Source organism: Streptomyces sp. NPDC047525 (genome assembly GCF_040643025.1).
GTDB classification, from domain to species: Bacteria; Actinomycetota; Actinomycetes; order Streptomycetales; family Streptomycetaceae; genus Streptomyces; species Streptomyces durmitorensis.
In genome coordinates this window covers 180609-197112 of the sequence record NZ_JBEYTL010000001.1, presented here as the reverse complement: position 1 = coordinate 197112, position 16504 = coordinate 180609, and the positions used below count along the sequence as shown (strand labels likewise).

General features: G+C 70.9%; 18 protein-coding genes. 12 read left to right on the top strand and 6 right to left on the bottom strand.

What is annotated here, in order from left to right:
- Window positions 1-145: 145 nt before the first annotated feature.
- Window positions 146-1942 carry a cytochrome c biogenesis protein DipZ gene (locus tag ABZ833_RS00925; RefSeq protein WP_361039230.1) on the top strand — a complete coding sequence of 599 codons (1797 nt, stop codon included), beginning with the start codon at window positions 146-148 and terminating at the stop codon, window positions 1940-1942.
- A 145-nt stretch (window positions 1943-2087) separates the two neighbouring features.
- Window positions 2088-2504: a TOBE domain-containing protein gene (locus tag ABZ833_RS00920; RefSeq protein WP_361039227.1), complete on the top strand. Its 417-nt coding sequence runs from the start codon at window positions 2088-2090 to the stop codon at window positions 2502-2504.
- A gap of 70 nt (window positions 2505-2574) precedes the next feature.
- On the opposite strand, the gene ABZ833_RS00915 is transcribed toward ABZ833_RS00920, so the two are convergent.
- Entirely contained in the window at window positions 2575-3372 is a 798-nt protein-coding gene (locus ABZ833_RS00915; protein ID WP_361039225.1) for an NAD(P)-binding domain-containing protein, read from the bottom strand.
- On the bottom strand, window positions 3369-4370 hold the full coding sequence (locus tag ABZ833_RS00910) for an alpha/beta hydrolase (RefSeq protein ID WP_361039223.1): 1002 nt from the start codon (window positions 4368-4370) through the stop codon (window positions 3369-3371). The genes ABZ833_RS00915 and ABZ833_RS00910 overlap by 4 nt, the downstream gene beginning before the upstream one ends.
- Before the next feature lie 74 nt (window positions 4371-4444).
- Between ABZ833_RS00910 and ABZ833_RS00905 the strand changes: the two genes are divergently transcribed.
- Window positions 4445-5020, top strand: a complete 576-nt coding sequence (locus tag ABZ833_RS00905; RefSeq protein WP_361039220.1) for a TetR/AcrR family transcriptional regulator — start codon at window positions 4445-4447, stop codon at window positions 5018-5020.
- A 239-nt stretch (window positions 5021-5259) separates the two neighbouring features.
- A complete protein-coding gene (locus ABZ833_RS00900) occupies window positions 5260-6456 on the top strand; it encodes a hypothetical protein (protein WP_361039218.1) in 1197 nt (398 codons plus the stop codon).
- Window positions 6457-6501: 45 nt separating this feature from the next.
- On the opposite strand, the gene ABZ833_RS00895 is transcribed toward ABZ833_RS00900, so the two are convergent.
- On the bottom strand, window positions 6502-7113 hold the full coding sequence (locus tag ABZ833_RS00895) for a dihydrofolate reductase family protein (protein WP_361039215.1): 612 nt from the start codon (window positions 7111-7113) through the stop codon (window positions 6502-6504).
- Between the two features lie 255 nt (window positions 7114-7368).
- On the opposite strand from ABZ833_RS00895, the gene ABZ833_RS00890 reads away from it, so the two are divergent.
- Entirely contained in the window at window positions 7369-8520 is a 1152-nt protein-coding gene (locus ABZ833_RS00890) for a hypothetical protein (protein WP_361039213.1), read from the top strand.
- An 82-nt stretch (window positions 8521-8602) separates the two neighbouring features.
- Entirely contained in the window at window positions 8603-8938 is a 336-nt protein-coding gene (locus tag ABZ833_RS00885) for a hypothetical protein (protein ID WP_361039211.1), read from the top strand.
- A 26-nt stretch (window positions 8939-8964) separates the two neighbouring features.
- Here ABZ833_RS00885 and ABZ833_RS00880 read toward each other — a convergent pair whose 3' ends face one another.
- On the bottom strand, window positions 8965-9984 hold the full coding sequence (locus tag ABZ833_RS00880) for a YafY family protein (RefSeq protein ID WP_361039209.1): 1020 nt from the start codon (window positions 9982-9984) through the stop codon (window positions 8965-8967).
- A gap of 98 nt (window positions 9985-10082) precedes the next feature.
- On the opposite strand from ABZ833_RS00880, the gene ABZ833_RS00875 reads away from it, so the two are divergent.
- Entirely contained in the window at window positions 10083-10679 is a 597-nt protein-coding gene (locus tag ABZ833_RS00875; protein WP_361039207.1) for a DinB family protein, read from the top strand.
- 142 nt (window positions 10680-10821) lie between these two features.
- Window positions 10822-11919 carry a winged helix DNA-binding domain-containing protein gene (locus ABZ833_RS00870; RefSeq protein ID WP_361039205.1) on the top strand — a complete coding sequence of 366 codons (1098 nt, stop codon included), beginning with the start codon at window positions 10822-10824 and terminating at the stop codon, window positions 11917-11919.
- A gap of 35 nt (window positions 11920-11954) precedes the next feature.
- Here the strand turns inward: ABZ833_RS00870 and ABZ833_RS00865 are convergent, their stop codons facing one another.
- Window positions 11955-12602 (bottom strand): TetR/AcrR family transcriptional regulator, encoded by a 648-nt coding sequence (locus tag ABZ833_RS00865; protein ID WP_361039203.1) that lies wholly within the window; start codon window positions 12600-12602, stop codon window positions 11955-11957.
- A gap of 183 nt (window positions 12603-12785) precedes the next feature.
- On the opposite strand from ABZ833_RS00865, the gene ABZ833_RS00860 reads away from it, so the two are divergent.
- The 3 genes from ABZ833_RS00860 to ABZ833_RS00850 all read left to right on the top strand — a co-directional run bounded on the left by ABZ833_RS00860 (window position 12786) and on the right by ABZ833_RS00850 (window position 15249).
- Complete coding sequence (locus tag ABZ833_RS00860; protein ID WP_361039201.1) at window positions 12786-13415, top strand: MSMEG_1061 family FMN-dependent PPOX-type flavoprotein; 630 nt, start codon at window positions 12786-12788, stop codon at window positions 13413-13415.
- A gap of 23 nt (window positions 13416-13438) precedes the next feature.
- Complete coding sequence (locus tag ABZ833_RS00855; RefSeq protein ID WP_361039199.1) at window positions 13439-14359, top strand: PDR/VanB family oxidoreductase; 921 nt, start codon at window positions 13439-13441, stop codon at window positions 14357-14359.
- A 101-nt stretch (window positions 14360-14460) separates the two neighbouring features.
- Window positions 14461-15249 carry an NAD(P)-dependent oxidoreductase gene (locus ABZ833_RS00850; RefSeq protein WP_361039196.1) on the top strand — a complete coding sequence of 263 codons (789 nt, stop codon included), beginning with the start codon at window positions 14461-14463 and terminating at the stop codon, window positions 15247-15249.
- Between the two features lie 35 nt (window positions 15250-15284).
- Here the strand turns inward: ABZ833_RS00850 and ABZ833_RS00845 are convergent, their stop codons facing one another.
- Window positions 15285-15776 (bottom strand): NUDIX domain-containing protein, encoded by a 492-nt coding sequence (locus tag ABZ833_RS00845; protein WP_361041265.1) that lies wholly within the window; start codon window positions 15774-15776, stop codon window positions 15285-15287.
- Between the two features lie 227 nt (window positions 15777-16003).
- Here ABZ833_RS00845 and ABZ833_RS00840 point away from each other — a divergent pair, with 227 nt between their 5' ends.
- Complete coding sequence (locus tag ABZ833_RS00840) at window positions 16004-16411, top strand: RidA family protein (RefSeq protein WP_361039194.1); 408 nt, start codon at window positions 16004-16006, stop codon at window positions 16409-16411.
- Window positions 16412-16504 lie beyond the last annotated feature (93 nt).

Here is a 16504-nt window from a genome sequence, read left to right as displayed (position 1 = left end):
AGGTGCCGTCGGCATCAGACAAAGGCCACCGACCTCACGGAAGTGACCCAGAGCGTCTCGTGGGACCAATCCTGCGGGGGGAGTCCCTCCGAATCACACGTGAGGAGAGCGGGTACGCCGGTCTCCTGACCGGAGGGCGTTCCTCATGCTCACCTTGATCCTGATCGGGCTGCTCGGAGGTTTGATCACAGCCGTCTCGCCCTGCATCTTGCCCGTCCTGCCGGTCGTCTTCCTGGCCGGCGGCCCGGGGAGCGATACGCCATCGGCGGGGAAGCCCGCCGCGGACCCACAGGCGGAGACGTCACCGGCCACCGGTTCCGCCGACGCGGCCCGCGACACCCTCACCGTCCTCGCTCCGCCGAAGTCCTCCCGCGTGCGCAACCGGCGTCCGTACGCGGTGGTGACGGGCCTGGTCATCAGCTTCAGCTTCTTCACGCTGCTGGGCGTGACCCTGTTGTCCGCGCTCGGGTTGCCGCAGGACATCCTCCGCTACGTGGGTCTCGCGCTCCTGGTGCTGATCGGCTTCGGCTTGATCTTCCCGCCCGTCGAGCGACTGCTGGAGAAGCCGTTCGCACGGATCCCGCAGCGGCAGGTCAACAAGGAGGGCAGCGCCTTCGTGCTGGGCCTGGGCCTCGGGCTCCTGTACGTACCGTGTGCCGGGCCGGTGCTTGCCGCGATCACGGTGGCGGGGGCGCGGGGCGAGATCAGCGGAGACATCGTCGCGCTGACGGTGTCGTTCGCCGTGGGTACCGCGATCCCTCTGCTGGTCTTCGCGCTGGCGGGGCGGCGTGTGGCCGAGCGGGTGGCGGCGTTTCGCACGCGGGCCCGCAAGCTGCGTGTCGCCGCCGGTCTGTTGATGGTCGTCCTGGCGTTCGCGCTCGCCTTCAACGTCACCGACACCATCCAGCGGGCCCTGCCCGACTACACCTCGGCGGCGCAGAAGAAGATCGAGGACAGCGACACCGCCCGCCAGCAGCTTTCGGGGCTGTACGACAACTCCAACAAAGAGCTCTCGCGCTGCGAGGACGGCGCCGACGGACTGCGCTCGTGCGGCAAGGCGCCTGCCATCGACGGCATCGCGAAGTGGCTCAACACCCCGGGTGGCGCGCCGGTCGACCTGGCGTCACAGCGCGGCAAGGTCGTGCTGATCGACTTCTGGACGTACTCCTGCATCAACTGCCAGCGCAGCCTGCCGCACATCGAGGCGTGGAACGACGCGTACAAGGCGTACGGCCTTGAGGTGATCGGGGTGCACTCGCCGGAGTTCGCCTTCGAGAAGAACGCGGGCAACGTGGCCGACCAGGCGAAGAAGCTCGGCGTCACCTACCCGGTCGCCCTCGACAACGACCTGACCACCTGGGACAACTACCGCAACCGGTACTGGCCCGCCAAGTACCTCATCGACGACAAGGGCACGGTGCGGTACTTCAAGTTCGGCGAGGGCGAGTACGACCGGACCGAGGACCTCATCCGCACCCTCCTGAAGCAGGCGGACCCGCAGGTGCAACTGCCGCCCAAGACCGGCCAGAAGGCCGACGACCTGACCGAGGACCGCACGCCGGAGACCTACCTCAGCAACCTGCGCATCCGCGGCTACGTCGGCACCCCGCTCGTCGACGACAAGGCGACCGCCTACCGCTTCCCGGCCGACATCCCCCTCAACTCCCTCTCCCTGGACGGCACCTGGACCGCGGGATACGAACACTTCACCGCGGGCGAGGATGCCAGGCTGGCCTTCACCTACCGGGCCAAGAACGTCAACCTGGTGATGGCCGGGGAAGGGCCCGTGACGGTTCTCGTCGACGGCAAGGTCACCAAGACGGTGCAGGTGCACGGCACCCCGTCCCTGTACTCCCTCGTCGACGGCGACACCCCGGACCGGGCGAGACTCGAACTGCGGGTGGCCCCCGGCATCCAGGGCTACGCCTTCACCTTCGGATAGGCCGCGATCTGCCAGGCGCAGCGGGGGGAGGGGCTTGCGGATGCGATGCCCTCCGCTCCGGTGCCGATTCAGGGCATTAACGTGTGAATCACGACAGGCGCACAGCCTGGCAAACCGCACCAATTTCCCTGTGAGGCATCCCTTCATGAGCCTGAGCATCCGCAATCAGATCGCAGGCACCGTCACCGCCGTCACCCCGGGCGAGGTCATGGCGACCGTCAAGGTCCGTCTCGACGGCGGCCAGGACGTCACCGCCGCGATCACCCTGGAGGCCGTCAAGGAGCTCGGTCTCGCCGAGGGCTCCGCGGTCAAGGCCCTCGTGAAGTCCACGGAGGTCTCCCTGGCGACGGGCCCGGTCCACGGCCTGTCCATTCGCAACCAGATTCCCGGCACCATCACCGACGTCGCCACCGGTGGCGCCATGGCTTCCGTGAAGGTCTCCGTCCGGGGCGGCGAACTGACCGCCGCCATCACCAAGGACGCCGTCGCCGACCTGAAGCTGGCCTCCGGCTCCTCCGTCGTCGCGCTGATCAAGTCGACCGAGATCTCCCTGTCCGTCTGATCCCGGCGCCACCCGACAGCGAGAGGGCCTCACCAGCCGATGGGCGGTGAGGCCATCGCCGCACCGGCTGCTACAGGTCGGCGAGCAGGCCGTCGAGTGCCTTGTCGAGGGCTTGAGAGTTGGCCGCGTCGAACCAAGTGGTGCGGATTCTTTCGTTGTTGCCTTTCGGGGTCTCGTGGTCGGCGGCGAGCTGGTGCAGGGAACGGGTCTCGTCGCTCAGGGCGCGGCCCACGCCCTGGAAGAGTCCACGGACGTAGCGATCGGCGTCGGCGGGGGCGACGCCCTGGCCGACAGCCCACGACGTGAGTGCGGCGAGGTACGCGTAGTGGGTGGTCAGCGTCCCCGTCAGCGTGGAGAAGACGTTGAAGGCCGCCTCGTCCGCGACTGGCTGCGCCCCGCCCAGCCGCTCGAAGAGCGCGTCCGTCACCGGGTGGGACGGGAACGTCACCGTGACGGAGCGGCGCTCGCGTGCGGAGGGCAGCGGGATGGCTCGCACCAGCACGGCGTCGGTGCCGAGTACGTGGCGCAGGTCGTCGTTGGCGACGCCGGACATCACGTTGACCACGATCTTGTCGTCGTCCACCCGCAGGCCGGCCAGTGCTTCGTGCCGGTCCTGTCCGCGTACGGCGATGATCACCACCTCGGAGCGGTCCACCACCTCCTGGTTGTCGGCGCAGACCTGTACGCCCTCGTGGCGCGAGGACAGCTCCGCGGCCGTGCGGGCTCCCCGCGGCGAGAGGAACACCTCGGGCGACTTGTCGACTTCATCGCACAGGCCCACCACCATGGCCCGACCGATCTCGCCAACTCCGATGATGCCGATGCGCTTCACTGCGTCTTCCTCCAAGAGTGCGGGCGATTCGCTCATGACGTGCCTCCGTCGTCAGAGTGTTTCGCTTCCGGTCGCGCGGCGAGGCAGGCTCGGAGGAACTCGACGATCTCCGCCCTCGCGGCCTCGGCCTGCGGCGCCAAGCCCGGCGTACTGAGGAACGCGTGCCCCGCTTCGGGGTATTCGGTGAGCCGCGCGGGCGTCCCGGCCGCGCGCAGTCGTTCGGCGTAGCGGCGCCCGTGATCGGCCAGCGGGTCGTGGGTCGGCACCACGACGAGCGCCGGTGCGAGTCCGTTCAGGTGGTCGGCACGCAGGGGCGAGAGCGTGCGCGGGTCGGTTCCCGGCGGCACGGCGAGCCGCTGGAACAGCTGCAGTTGCGGCACGGCGAGGGTCGGGGTGCGGGCGTGCTCGCTGACCGAGGCGTGGTCGAGCATCCTCTCGGTCACATCGACGGCGGGGTTGACCAGCACCTGCGCCCGAAGGCGCAAGCCGGTCTCGTCGGCCCGGATCGCCGCCAGGGCGTTGATCAGTCCGCCGCAGCTCTCGCCGAAGACGGCGATCCGGGCTGGGTCGATGCCCCACTGCGCGGAATGCCGCACCAGGTGCTGGAGTACGTCCCAGCCGTCGTCGACGGCGGCCGCCAGTGGATGGTCCGGGTCGAGGAGCCGGTGCTCGACCGATACGACGACTGCGGGCAGTTGGGCGGCCAGGTGACTGTTGACCCAGTCGCTCTGCACCGCCGTGCCCACGAACCCTCCTCCGTGCACGTGGAGCACGAGGGGCAGGTCTGGTTGACCGGCGTCTTCGCTGCTGCGCCCGTGCGACGGCCGGTGGACCCGGACCGGGATCTCGCGGCCGGGCAGCGTCACGTGCTGCCAGTCGATCGCGGCGCCGGGATCCGGATCACCGAGGATCGCCCGGGCCGCGGCGGAGGCCCGGAAGCGGTTCTCCGCGTCGCGGTAGGCGACCAGCTCCTCGGCCGTCATCGTCGGCCAGTCCGGCTCCGGCGGTCGGCCCGTAGTCGTGACCTCGCTCATGTCTTCTCCTCGTCCAGAGTTACGCGACCTCAGGTATCGAAACCTAAGGTAGCGAAACCAGGTACCGTGTGGCTATGCCATCGCCCACATCCGCCAGACCGCCCGGTCGCCCGCGTACCGGGGTCAACGAGGTGGTGTTCGCCGCCACCCTGAGCACGGTCCACGAGCTCGGCTACGCGCGCGCCACCGTCGAACGCATCGCTGTCGCGGCCGGGGTCGCGAAGTCGACGGTCTACCGGCGCTGGCCGTCGAAGGGCGCGCTGATCGTGGACTGCCTCCTGGACGCGTTCGGCCCGGCGCCGCTGACGGGCGCCGGCCGGGCCGAGCTCATGTCCTCGACCATCCGCTGGGTCGCGGCGAAGGTCGGCGAGCCGGGGGTGGGCGACGCGTTCGCCGGCGTGTTCAGCGATGCCGTGAGCGACCCTGCCCTGCGCGAGATCCTGTCCACGCGGTTGCAGGACCCTTACCGACTCGCGCTCCAGGACGCGCTCGGTGAGCCGGAGCACCGGGTCCTGTTCTTCATCGACGTCGTGGTCGGGGTCCTGCTCCACCGGATGGGCATGACCGGCGAGCCGATGGCCGACGCGGACGTCGACGCACTGGTCGAGATGGTGTTGTCGCATTTCGCCGGCGATTCCGGCCCGGCTTAGAGCTCTCAGGGGATGGACGGGGACTTGATCACGTCCGCGTCCGAGTGTGCGTGGACAACTATCGGCGCGGTCTGCCTGTCTCCAGGGTGTTCCCTGTCGCTAGCTCAAGCACTCCGGGCGCCTGCCTGGAGGGCCAGGGCACGTGCGGCAAAGACCCACCGGGTAGGCTGCGCGCTCGCTGAGAGCGACAAGGGGGAGCGATCATTCGCGGAGTTGTGGGAATCAGGCACCGGGGAGCGGTGGCCGCCGTCGTGCTGGCCGCTGTGCTCACGGCCGCGGGGTGTGGCACGGAATCCGGGCCGACAGGCTCCCGGGACACGGGCTCCGGCGGCGGGGGCGGCAGCGCCAAGGAACCCGCGGGGGCGCTGACTTGGGAGTTCGAGCACATCGCGGACTTCAGCGGAGAGCTCACCGATGTCGCAGTCCTGGCCGAGGACGACATCTGGGCGGTCGCGACCGAGAACAACGGCGAGTCCAACGCGCACCTGCTGCACTACGACGGCACGAAGTGGAAGCGCGAGCCCCTCCCCGAAGCTCTCGGCGCCGGTGTCTACCCGCCCTTGCTCGAAGAGGTCGGTGAGGAAGCACTGTGGCTGCGGCCGCAGGGCTCCGAGGACAGCGCTGTCCTGCGCCGCTGGGCGCGGTGGGACGGCACCCGCTGGTCCGCGGTGCCGAACCCCCCGCCGGGCCATCCCGGTGACTTCGAGGGCGCTGACCCGAACAACATCTGGGCCAAGGACAGCGAGCGGACCGCCCAGCACTGGGACGGAACCCGCTGGACCACGACCCGGCTGCCCTACGACGCCGCTGACCTCGCCGTGGTGGGACCGGACGACGTCTGGGCGGTCGGCAGCCGCTCGACCGGGCCGGGCACCGAAATGGAGGGCTCCGGCGAGAGCTACAGCCAGCCCGCGTCGATGCACTGGGACGGCACGTCCTGGAAGGCGGTGGAGACCCCGCAGGCCCGCTTCGAGGAGCCCCTCCCGCCGGAGCCCGGCGCGGGCCTCGGCCAGGTCTTCGCGCTCGAAAGCGGTGAAGTGCGCGCGTACGGCAGCAACTCCTTCAACCACGGTGAGGTCGAGAACGAACCCGAGGACGAGTTCATCCGGCTGCGCCGGGAGGGCTCGAAGTGGGTCGAGCAGGAGGAGGCGCCCGGCGGCTGCGCCCTGCGGACCCCGGTGGGTCAGGACGACAAGGGGCTGTTCCTCGACGGCAACTGGTACGTCACCGACGGCGGCCGCTGCGTGAAGATCAAGCGCCACCGCCTGCCCCTGTCGACCGGCGCCCGCAAGGAGTCCAACCAGTCGCTGTGGCTGAAGGAGATCCACCGGGTGCCGGGCACCGACGAGTGGCTCGGCGCGGGACACGTCCAGGTCAACCAGTCCGGCGACCCCTTCGGCGCCCCCGTCGTCGTACGCCTGAAGCGCGGCGGCTGATGCCCCTGCCGCCCTTGCCGCCCCTGCCGCCCTGCGCGGGAACGCCTACGCGCCGCCCCCGTACGTCCCGTACTCCGGACGCCCCGTCGATTCGTAGACGTGAATCGCCAGTCCGCCCGGAGTCGTCTCGTTGCTCAGGAGCCGCAGTCCGGCGGGCGCGCCGCCGTCCGGGAGCAGGCGGCGGCCCGAGCCCACGATCACGGGGGCGATCGCGAGCCGCAGCTCGTCGATCAGGCCGGCGGCCAGCAGGGACTGGCCGAGCCGGCCGCTGCCGTGGATCTGCAGCTCACGCCCGGGCTGCCGCTTCACCTCGGCGACCCGGGCGGGGATGTCGCCGGACAGGATCGTGGTCGGGTCCCACTCGGCCGTGGTCAGGGTCTGGGAGGCGACGTATTTGGGCAGGCCGTTCAAGATGCCGGCGAACGGGTGCTCGGTCATCTTCGGCCAGTCCCGTGCGAAGTTCAGATACGTGCGGCGGCCGAACAAGAACGCGTCCGCCTCGCCGAGCCAGGTGCCCGCCACCCGTTCGAACTCCTCGTCCAGGTGCGGCACGAACCAGCCGCCCCGGGTGAACCCGTCACTGGTGTCCTCGTCCGGCGCCCCCGGGCCTTGGTACACGCCGTCCAGGGACAGGAACTCCTGCAGCACCAACCTCATCGCGCACCACTCTCCGGCCGGGGGGAGGTGTCCGCTCCGTCCCCTCTTCCGCCATCGTGACACCGTTGCCGGTTCGCGGTGAGTTCGTTGGGCCCTGAGGCCGCCCCCGTTTGACCTGTGATGGCTGGATCGGAGCGGCTTGATGCCTCTACGTACCGTCCGTCCGGCGTGGTGGAGCCGTGGACGGGGTACCGCTTCCCTCGTCAGGTCCACGGGCCATACTGGTCGGGCCCCGACCACTCACAGAACGAATTCATGGCCAAGAAAAGCAGCTCCTCGACCACCGTCCCCGACACCGCGTGGCTGGGGCGCGGGCGCCACCTCGGGCCCGAGCCCGAGCAGGACGTCCGGCGCAACCTGATCGCCCTCAAGGCGGCCGGGGTGCTGGACGACTTCCTGGACCTCGACCCCGTCGAGGCGGCGCGCTCCACCGTCCTGCACCCGCGGGACGAGTCCGCCGACCCCGGCCCGTCGGCCCGCCGCCTCTTCGAGGCCCGCTGGCGCGTGGCCGACGACGTCACGGTGCGCGCGCAGCTGACCCTGTACGACCCCGAGGCCCGACGCAAGGACGGCGAGGGCGTCGCCTGGGTCCTCGCCGCCGAGGCGGAGCGGGCGTGGGACGCGTACTGGCCCTCGCCTGCCCTCATGTTCTGGCCCGACAGCGACCGGGTCGCCTGGGACCACGACACGGTGGGGGGCGTGCGCCTGCGGACGACGAACCACCTGCCCAAGGACGACGACGAGTTGCGCCACCGGCTGCGGGACTGCACCCGGCAGAGCTGGTACATCCATGTCGTGGTGCACGAGGCGATGACGCCGGACGCGATCGGGCAGCAGCCGATCTCGATGTTCCTGCCGCCGAGCCTGCGCCACCGGGTGATCGAGCACCGGGGCACGCCGGAGCAGGCACAGATCGCCGACTTCGCGATGAAGCGGGAGCTGAGCGTACGGATGCCGCGCGGCGGCGCCGTCGTCCTGCCCACGGCGCCGCAGGGTCCGGACTACGACGCGGAGCGTTTCACCGTGCGCAGCGTCTTCCTCGACGGCTCGGAGCCGACCGAACTCCTCGACAGGATCAAGGAGTTCGCCGTACTGCCGCGACCGCTGCCCGCGGAGGCCGAGCGGGCCCTGACACAGCTGCGCCAGGGCTGGCATCTGCTCACGCCGGACGAGGAACTGGCCCACGCGCAGGGCATGGTCACCAAGTACGCCGAGGCGCTCGACGCCATGACGAACTCCCGTGACCTGTACCAGCAGGCGGCCGAGGCGGCGCAGGCCGCGCTGGCCGAGGTGACCGGAGGCGACGGTGTGCCCCGGTCGGGCGCGCCGGGCCACGTCAAGGCGGACGGCTCGCCGCTGAGCGCCCTGACCAAGGCGTTCGGCCGCTTCCGGGACCCGAACAAGTAGCGCGCGCCGAGATCAGCCCTTCGCCTCTCTGGGGCACGCCACAACCGCGGCGCGAAAGCCCCCCACGCCCTACGGGCGGCTGGTGGGGATATGGCTGGCGGTGCTCGCGGTCGGGGCCGTGGTCACGGCGACCGGCTGGGACGAGGAATTCGGCGGCTCCTACCTCATGGCGGTGCTGCTCGTCCTGAACGCCGTCGACGACATCATCGGTGGGGTACGACACCGCTGGCCCGCCGCACTGGCCGCAGTGGTCGTCCTGTTGGCCGCGAGCCGCCTCACCGGCGCCGTCCTGCCCGGCTCGCTCGACGCGGCGTGGGAGGCGACCCTTGCCACGGCCGTCGGCGTCACGCTCGGTCTTGCGGCGGCCGCCGCGATCACACGGCTCCCGTTCCCGGGGCGGCTGGCCGAGGCGCGCTGAGGTTCCGCGCAGGGGGGGGGCGGCGGTCACCCGGGTCGCTCACCCCGACCGGGCGCGTCGGTCGCGGCATCGGCATAGCGGCGGGCCAAGTGCGCGAAGGCGTCCTTGAGTTCGGCCGGTCCTACGACCTCGATGTCGGCGTCGAACATGCCGATGGCGGCGGCGAGGCCGGGCCAGGACCACGAGCCCAGGACGAGCCGGCAGCGGTCCGGGCCGAGTTCCTCGACGATCCCCTCGCGGGAGTAGCGGGACACGTCGGCCGCGGGCAGGTCCAGGATCACCTCGCCGCGACAGGGCCAGTCGCCCGAGCCGTCGGAGCCCTGGAACCTGCCGGCGACGAAGGCGGCCACATCGCCGCCGGGCACATCGCGGGGGCTGAAGCGAGGCCCGGTCGGCGTACGCGGGGTGATCCGGTCCGCGCGGAACGTGCGCCAGTCCTCGCGGTCGAGGTCCCATGCGACGAGATACCAGCGCCCGCCCCAGGTGACGAGGTGGTGGGGCTGCACCCGGCGAGGCGGGGGACCGGCGGGGCCGCCGTCGTCGGTGTCCGGCGGGGAGACGGGGGCGTAGTCGAAGCGCAGCTCTTCGCGGGCGTGCACGGCGGCGCCGAGCGCCAGGAGCACGCGGCTGTCGACCTGCGGGTTCGGCCGGGTCGACGGCCGCTCGACGGCGGTCACCTGGAGCGTGTCGACACGGCGGCGCAGCCGGGCGGGCATGACCTGCCGGACGGTGGCCAGCGCACGCGCCGCGGCTTCCTCGATGCCCGCGCCGGTGGTGGTGGCGATCTGGAGCGCGACGGCCAGGGCGACGGCCTGCTCGTCGTCGAACAGCAACGGGGGCAGTTCCGCGCCCGCGTCCAGCCGGTAGCCCCCGTCGGGTCCCTTGATGGCCGCGACGGGATAGCCGAGCTCGCGCAGGCGATCGACGTCACGGCGCACGGTGCGCGGGCTGACGGCCAGCCGTTCGGCCAGCAGCGCCCCTGGCCACTCCCGGCGCGTCTGGAGCAGGGAGAGCAGCGAGAGCAGGCGCCCTGAGGTTTTCGGCATGACTTCATGCTGCCCCGAGAAGCGGCCACAACCTGGCCGCTTCTCTTGCGAGAGTCGGTCGTGCCAGACAACGAGCACGACCGGAAGGCCCGATCACTGTGACCACCACGACCACGCACCCCACGCACCCCACGCACCCCAGGCCCCTCGATGCCGAGCGCGCCGACCTGCTCGTCGCGCTCGCCACCGCGCGATCGGCCCTGACCAACACGGTGCGCGGACTCAGCGACGAGCAGGCGGGCGAGCACCCGACCGCCAGCGCACTGTGCCTGGGCGGCCTGATCAAGCACGTCGCGTCCATCGAGGAAGACTGGCTGCGCTTCGTCGTCGACGGTCCGTCGGCGATGCGCTACGACCTGCCGGACGGTGTCAGCTGGGAGGAGCTCGCGGCCGGTACCGCCCGCGAGTTCCCGCAGTGGGCGATCGACCACCAGAACGACTTCCGGATGCTGCCCGGCGAGACACTGGCCGGGATCGTCGCGCGCTACGAGGAGGTCGCCGCCCGCAGCGAGCAGATCATCACCTCCGTACCCGACCTTGCGGCCGTGCACCCGCTGCCGGAGGCGCCCTGGCACGAGCCGGGTGCAGTACGCAGTGTGCGCGGGGTGCTGATGCACGTCATCGCCGAGACCGCGCAGCACGCAGGCCACGCGGACATCCTGCGCGAGACGCTCGACGGCCAGAAGTCGACCTGAGCGCGGAGCGAAGGGGGCCGGTCGGGCGGTGGCCGCGTGTCGCCGCCGGGTCGGTCCGGTTCCGCGGCATTACTGCTCGAAGCGCCAGAGACTGCTCGAAGCGCCCGAGGTCCACCGCCCAGCACACCGCAGGAGTATCCCGATGACCGTTCTCGACAACCGGGCGCTCAACCGCGCGACGCTCGCCCGGCAGCTGCTGCTCGATCGCGCCGACGTACCGGTCGTCGACGCCGTCGCGCACCTCGGGGGTCTGCAGGCGCAGGAACCGCAGGAGCCGTTCGTCGGCCTCTGGTCGCGGCTTGACGGCTTCGACCCGACGGAGCTCTCGGACCACCTCGTCCAGCGGCGCGTGGTGCGCACCCACCTAATGCGCCGCACCGTCCACCTCGTCACCGCCGACGACGCTCTGGCCTGGCGCGCCCGCCACGACGCGATGCTGCGCCAACGCGTGCTCGGGGTCTACCGCAGCGAGCTCGACGGGACGGACCTCGACGAGCTCGCGGCAGCGGGCCGGGCGGTCATGGCCGACGGCGAGCCGCGTTCGATGACCGAACTCGCGCGGGCGCTCGCCGAACGCTGGCCGACGCCGGGGCCGCGGGCACTGGGGGAGATGCTGATGGCCCTGGTCCCGATGGCGCAGCTGTCGCCGCGCGGCCTCTGGCGGACGAAGGCAGGAGTGCGCAACGCCCCGCTGTCGTCCCTGCTGGGGCGCGAGGTCGCCCCGCTGTCCGCGGACGGCGCCGATCCCGTGGGGCAGGCGCTGCTCCGGCGCTACCTGGCGGCGTTCGGCCCCGCCGCGTCGGCCGACCTGCGCGCCTGGTGCGGACTTGCCGGACTGCCGGCCGCCGTCGCCGCGCTGCGCGAGGAGCTGGTCACCTTCAGGGACGAGCGGGGCAGGGAACTCCTCGACCTCCCCGACGCGCCACGCCCGGACCCCGACACCCCCGCCCCGGTGAGGTTCCTGCCTGCATTCGACAACGCGATCCTCGGCTTCCAGGACCGTACCCGGATCATCGACGACGCCCACCGAGGCCTTTCGGTCTCCGGCGCCCGCGTCGTCCTGGTCGACGGCAGGGTCGCCGCGACCTGGACCGTGGAGGACGGCACCGTGACGGTCGCACCGCTGGGCCGCTTCTCCCGCGCCGAAACGACCGCGGTCGCAGAGGAGGGGCGGGCACTGGCGGAGTTCCTCTCCGACAAGGAGAGCCGCCGCGTGCAGATCTCGGGGTCCTCGCGCTGAACTTGCCGCCGGGAAGACCTCGGACCGACCGTGCGTCATGCCGTACCGGATCCCGCCGTCTCGGACGGGCCGGTGAGATAGCGGTGGAGCATGGCCACGAGTTCGTCCTCGAACCGGCGCACGTCAATGGGGTCGGGTGCCGCGATGACCTTGTGGACCACCAACTCGACCGTCGTCACGAGAAGCCGGGTGGCGGTATAGGTGTCCGTCACCCGGACTTCAGGGTGTTTCGCCAGCAACTCCTCGATGTACGCGAAGCGTTCCGTCTCGTGGGCCTCCACCTTCGCGAGCAACTCGGCGGACCGCGGGGCCTGTTCCGCCATGACGCGCAGCAGCCGCGGATCGTCGAGGTGGTTGTCGATCGCGGTCCGGACGAAGAGGCGGAGCACCCCCTCCAGGGTGTCGGGCAACTCCTGCGCCTGGGAGCGCGCGACGGCGGCTCCGCCGGAGTCGAGGTGCCGGGTCACCAGCTCGACGAGGATCGCGTCCTTGTTCGGGTAGTACTGATACAGCGAACCGATCGAGACCCGCGCCCGCTCGGCGATCCGGTTGGTGGTCCCCGCGGCATAGCCGTACTCGCCGAAAACGTGAGCAGCCGCGTCGAGGATGCGCTCACGGGTCAGCTCGGCCCGGATCTGCCGGGGCTGTTTACGTGGGGCGAGTCCGCGTCGGTCGGACGGCATGGAACCTCCTGGTCAGCACCGCAAAAAGCGAGTAGCGAACGACCTGAGTAATTGCTCACAATAGTGCCATGAACTGCGGCGGAGCCGTCAGTGACGGTCGCAGGTGGGCGAGGTGCGCGCAGTGCGCCGACCGCCGCGACCGCCGGCCCGCCCCTCCTGCCGAACCCCCGGAAGGACCCCTTCATGACGTACGCCGCCACCCGCCCCCGGTGGGTCGCCCCGGACGAGGTCCGGGCCCGCCTGGGTGAGCCCGACGCCATGACCGCGTCGAAGAAGACCGACCGTCTGGACAAGCACTTCCGCCGGTTCATCGCCCACTCGCCGTTTCTGACGATGGCGACAGCGAACGCCGAGGGGCGTGCCGACTGCTCACCCCGGGGCGACTACCCGGGCTTCGTGAAAGTCCTCGACGACCGCACCCTCGCCATCCCCGACCGGCCCGGCAACAAGATCGCCGACTCCTTCGGCAACCTCGCCGAGAACGACGGCATCGGACTGCTCTTCCTGATCCCCGGCATGCGCGAGACCTTGCGGGTCAACGGCCGCGCCCACGCCACCGACGACCCCGATGTCCTCGCCCGGATGGAGGCCGAGGGCAGGCGGCCGGTCCTGGCCGTCGTGGTCGACGTGACCGAGGTGTACTTCCACTGCGGCCGCGCCCTCATCCGGTCCCGGCTGTGGGACCCCGAAAGCCAGTCGCTCGCCGACGAGATGCCATCGGTCGGCGAGGTCGCTGTCGAGCAACTCGGCCTGGACATCCCCCCGGAGGAGATCGAGCGCAAGTTCCAGGACGGCTACCGCAAGCTCTACTGACCAGACCCGAAGGACAACCGCCGATGACATCACCGACACAAGCGACCGTCGTCGACCGTATCGACCGCGTCGCGCAGGACGTCGTCTCCCTGACCCTGAGGGGCACCGAGGGCCCGCTCGCGCCCTGGGAGCCCGGCGCCCACATCGACCTCCGCCTGCCCAACTGGCTCACCCGGCAGTACTCCCTGTGCGGCGACCCCGCCGAGCGGGAAACCTACCGCGTCGCCGTACGCCACGACCGCCTCAGCCGGGGCGGCTCGGAGTACATCCACCGCTTCCTGCGCCGGGGCCGCCCCCTCACCCTCTCGACTCCGCGCAACCACTTCCCGCTGCTGCCCGCGCCGCGGTACCTGTTCCTCGCCGGTGGGATCGGCATCACCCCCGTCGTGCCGATGCTGCGGGCCGCCGCGCGTGCGGGTGTGCCCGCCGAGCTGGTGTACGTGGGGCCGTCGCTCGACGCCATGCCCTTCGCCGCCGAACTGCTCGCCGAACACCGGGACTCGGTGCGCGTCGTCGCCACCCGGAGCGAGGGCAGGCCGGATCTGGGGGCGCTGGCCGCGGACCTGGACGAGGACACCCTGGTCTACTGCTGCGGTCCTGCGCCTCTGCTGGCCGCGGCGCAGGAGGTGTTCCCCGCGGAACGGCTGCACGCGGAGCGGTTCCGTCCGACGCCGAGGACGTTCGGCCCCGGCACCGCCTTCGAGGCCGTGTGCCGCAGATCGGGCCGGACGGTGCCGGTACCCGCCGACGAGTCGCTGCTCGACGCCCTGACCCACGCCGGGTACCCGCTGCCCGCCGGATGCCGGGAGGGCGTCTGCGGCAGCTGCGAACTCGCCGTCGTCGAGGGGGAGATCGACCACCGCGACGACATCGGCGCTCCCACGGGCCGCATGTACCCCTGCGTATCCCGTGCGCGTTCCCCGCGCATCGTCGTGGACCTGTGATCCGTACGGAGAAGACCGCACCACCCGGCAGTGGGAGCATCACGACTGAAGGATCAGGTGACCGTCGAGATGCGAGGGGGAGAGCAGTGACAATCGGAACGGTGGCCATCACGGGAGCGGCAGGGAACATCGGATCGGTGGCGCGTGAGGCGCTGCGGCACGAGGCGGGCCGGCTGGTGCTGCTCGACCGCGTCCCGATCGCCCCGGTGGCCGACAACGAACAGGCACACACCGTCGACCTGCGGGACGCGGAAGCCGTGGAGTCGGCGCTCTCGGGAGTCGATTGCGTGCTCCACCTGGGCGGCGTGCCGGACGAGGCACCCCTTCCCGACCTGCTGGAAGCCAACGTGCTCGGCACCCACCACGTCCTGGAAGCCGCGAGGCGCACTGGAATCGAACGGGTGGTGCTGGCCAGCAGCAACCGTCTGACCGGCTTCTACCCCACCGGACACCTCACCGGCCCCCGGGAGCCCGCCCGCCCCGATGGTCTGTACGGGGTGAGCAAAGTGGCGCTCGAGGCCCTGGGCCAGCTGTACGCGGACAAGTTCGGGCTCTCGGTGATCTGCCTGCGCATCGGCAGCTTCGAGCAGGCGCCCACCGAGCCACGTCACCTGGCGACTTGGCTGAGCCCCCGCGACGCTGTCGGTTACATCCGGGCCGCGCTGACCGCCCCGCCCACCACGCGCTTCACCGCCGTGTACGCGGTCTCCGGCAACACCCGGCGTTTCTGGGAGCTTCCGGCCAGGACGGAACTCGACTACACACCCCTCGACGACGCCGAATCGCACGCGGCACACATCCCGGGCGCAGACATTCCGACCGACCCCGCAGCGCCGCAAGCCGGCGCCTACGCCACGCCCGAATTCACGTTGAAGCACCTTCGGCCTTGACGCACACCGCGCAGGGGTTGCGGCGGCCGGTCATGTCATGGGCTGTTGTCGGCAACCGTGGTGAATCGCGGGTCGACGTGGCCCAGCCAAGCGTCCTGGCGGTCGGCCAGGGGTTGCCTGAGAGGGAGCGGGAGGAACCAGCAGGCGAAGGCAAGACCGGCGTCGTCCCCGTCGCCGTCGACGTGGTGTTCCCAGGCATCGGAGGTGTCTGGCGGCACCTGCAGCAGGAAGAACGTGGTCCGGCGGGGCTGTCCCGTCTCGGGGTGAGGCTTGTCCTCCACGGCGATCTGCCGGACCACGGTGGCTGTCAGCAGCCCCGTCTCCTCGGTGACCTCACGAAGGACGGCTTCTTCCAGCCCTTCACCCGGTCTGACCCCTCCCGCAGGAATCTGGGTGCCTGCATCGGGAATGTCGACGTGGTCGAACACCAGGATTTCGGGAACGGCGCGGTGCCGGACCACGTAGGCGGCGACACGTGTGCGAGGTCGGGGTCCGGGCGGCCGGGGTCGAGGTCGAGGTCGAGTCATCCTGACATCGTCGGCCATCGGTGCTTGCGGCGTCGCCGCAGGCGTCTTCGTCAGCGCGCAAGCCCCTGAACTCCATGGTCACCCTACGGTTACCCAGTCACCGGAAAGTGCGTTCTTCCAGGTCAACGGCCACTCTCCTAGGGTTTCCCAGTAACCGCCGGAGACCACGAGTGTCTCGGTTCGGCGGAAGCGAGCCCGCGGGCTCTCAGGACGAGGAGACAGGCAGCATGGCCATCACCCTGGTGAATCCCGACGGGTTGCCGAAGATCGATGCCTACCGGCAGGTGTCCATCGCGACCGGGTCGAAGCTGGTGTTCGTCGCCGGGCAGGTCGCCTGGGACGCCGAGGGGGTCACCGTCGGCGAAGGAGACCTCGCCGCCCAGGTCGAGCAGTGTTACCTCAACGTCGCCACCGCCCTGGCGGCGGCCGGGGGTTCCTTCGACGACGTGGTGAAGATGACCGTGTACGTCGTCGACTGGACGCCCGACAAGATGCCTCTCTTCGGGGAGGGAGTCGCGCGGGCGGCCGCGAAACTGGGGGTCACTCCGGTGCCGCCCGGCACGCTGGTGGGCGTGGCGGCGCTGGACGTGCCCGACCATCTGGTGGAGGTCGAAGCCACAGCGGTCATCGACTGAGCAAGTGCCCGTCGTTCGGGGCGTGTTGCCCCGCACGGGCACCGGGACGTGGGTCGGGGTGGCGTAACGGAGTGATCTCGGGCCTTGGTACCG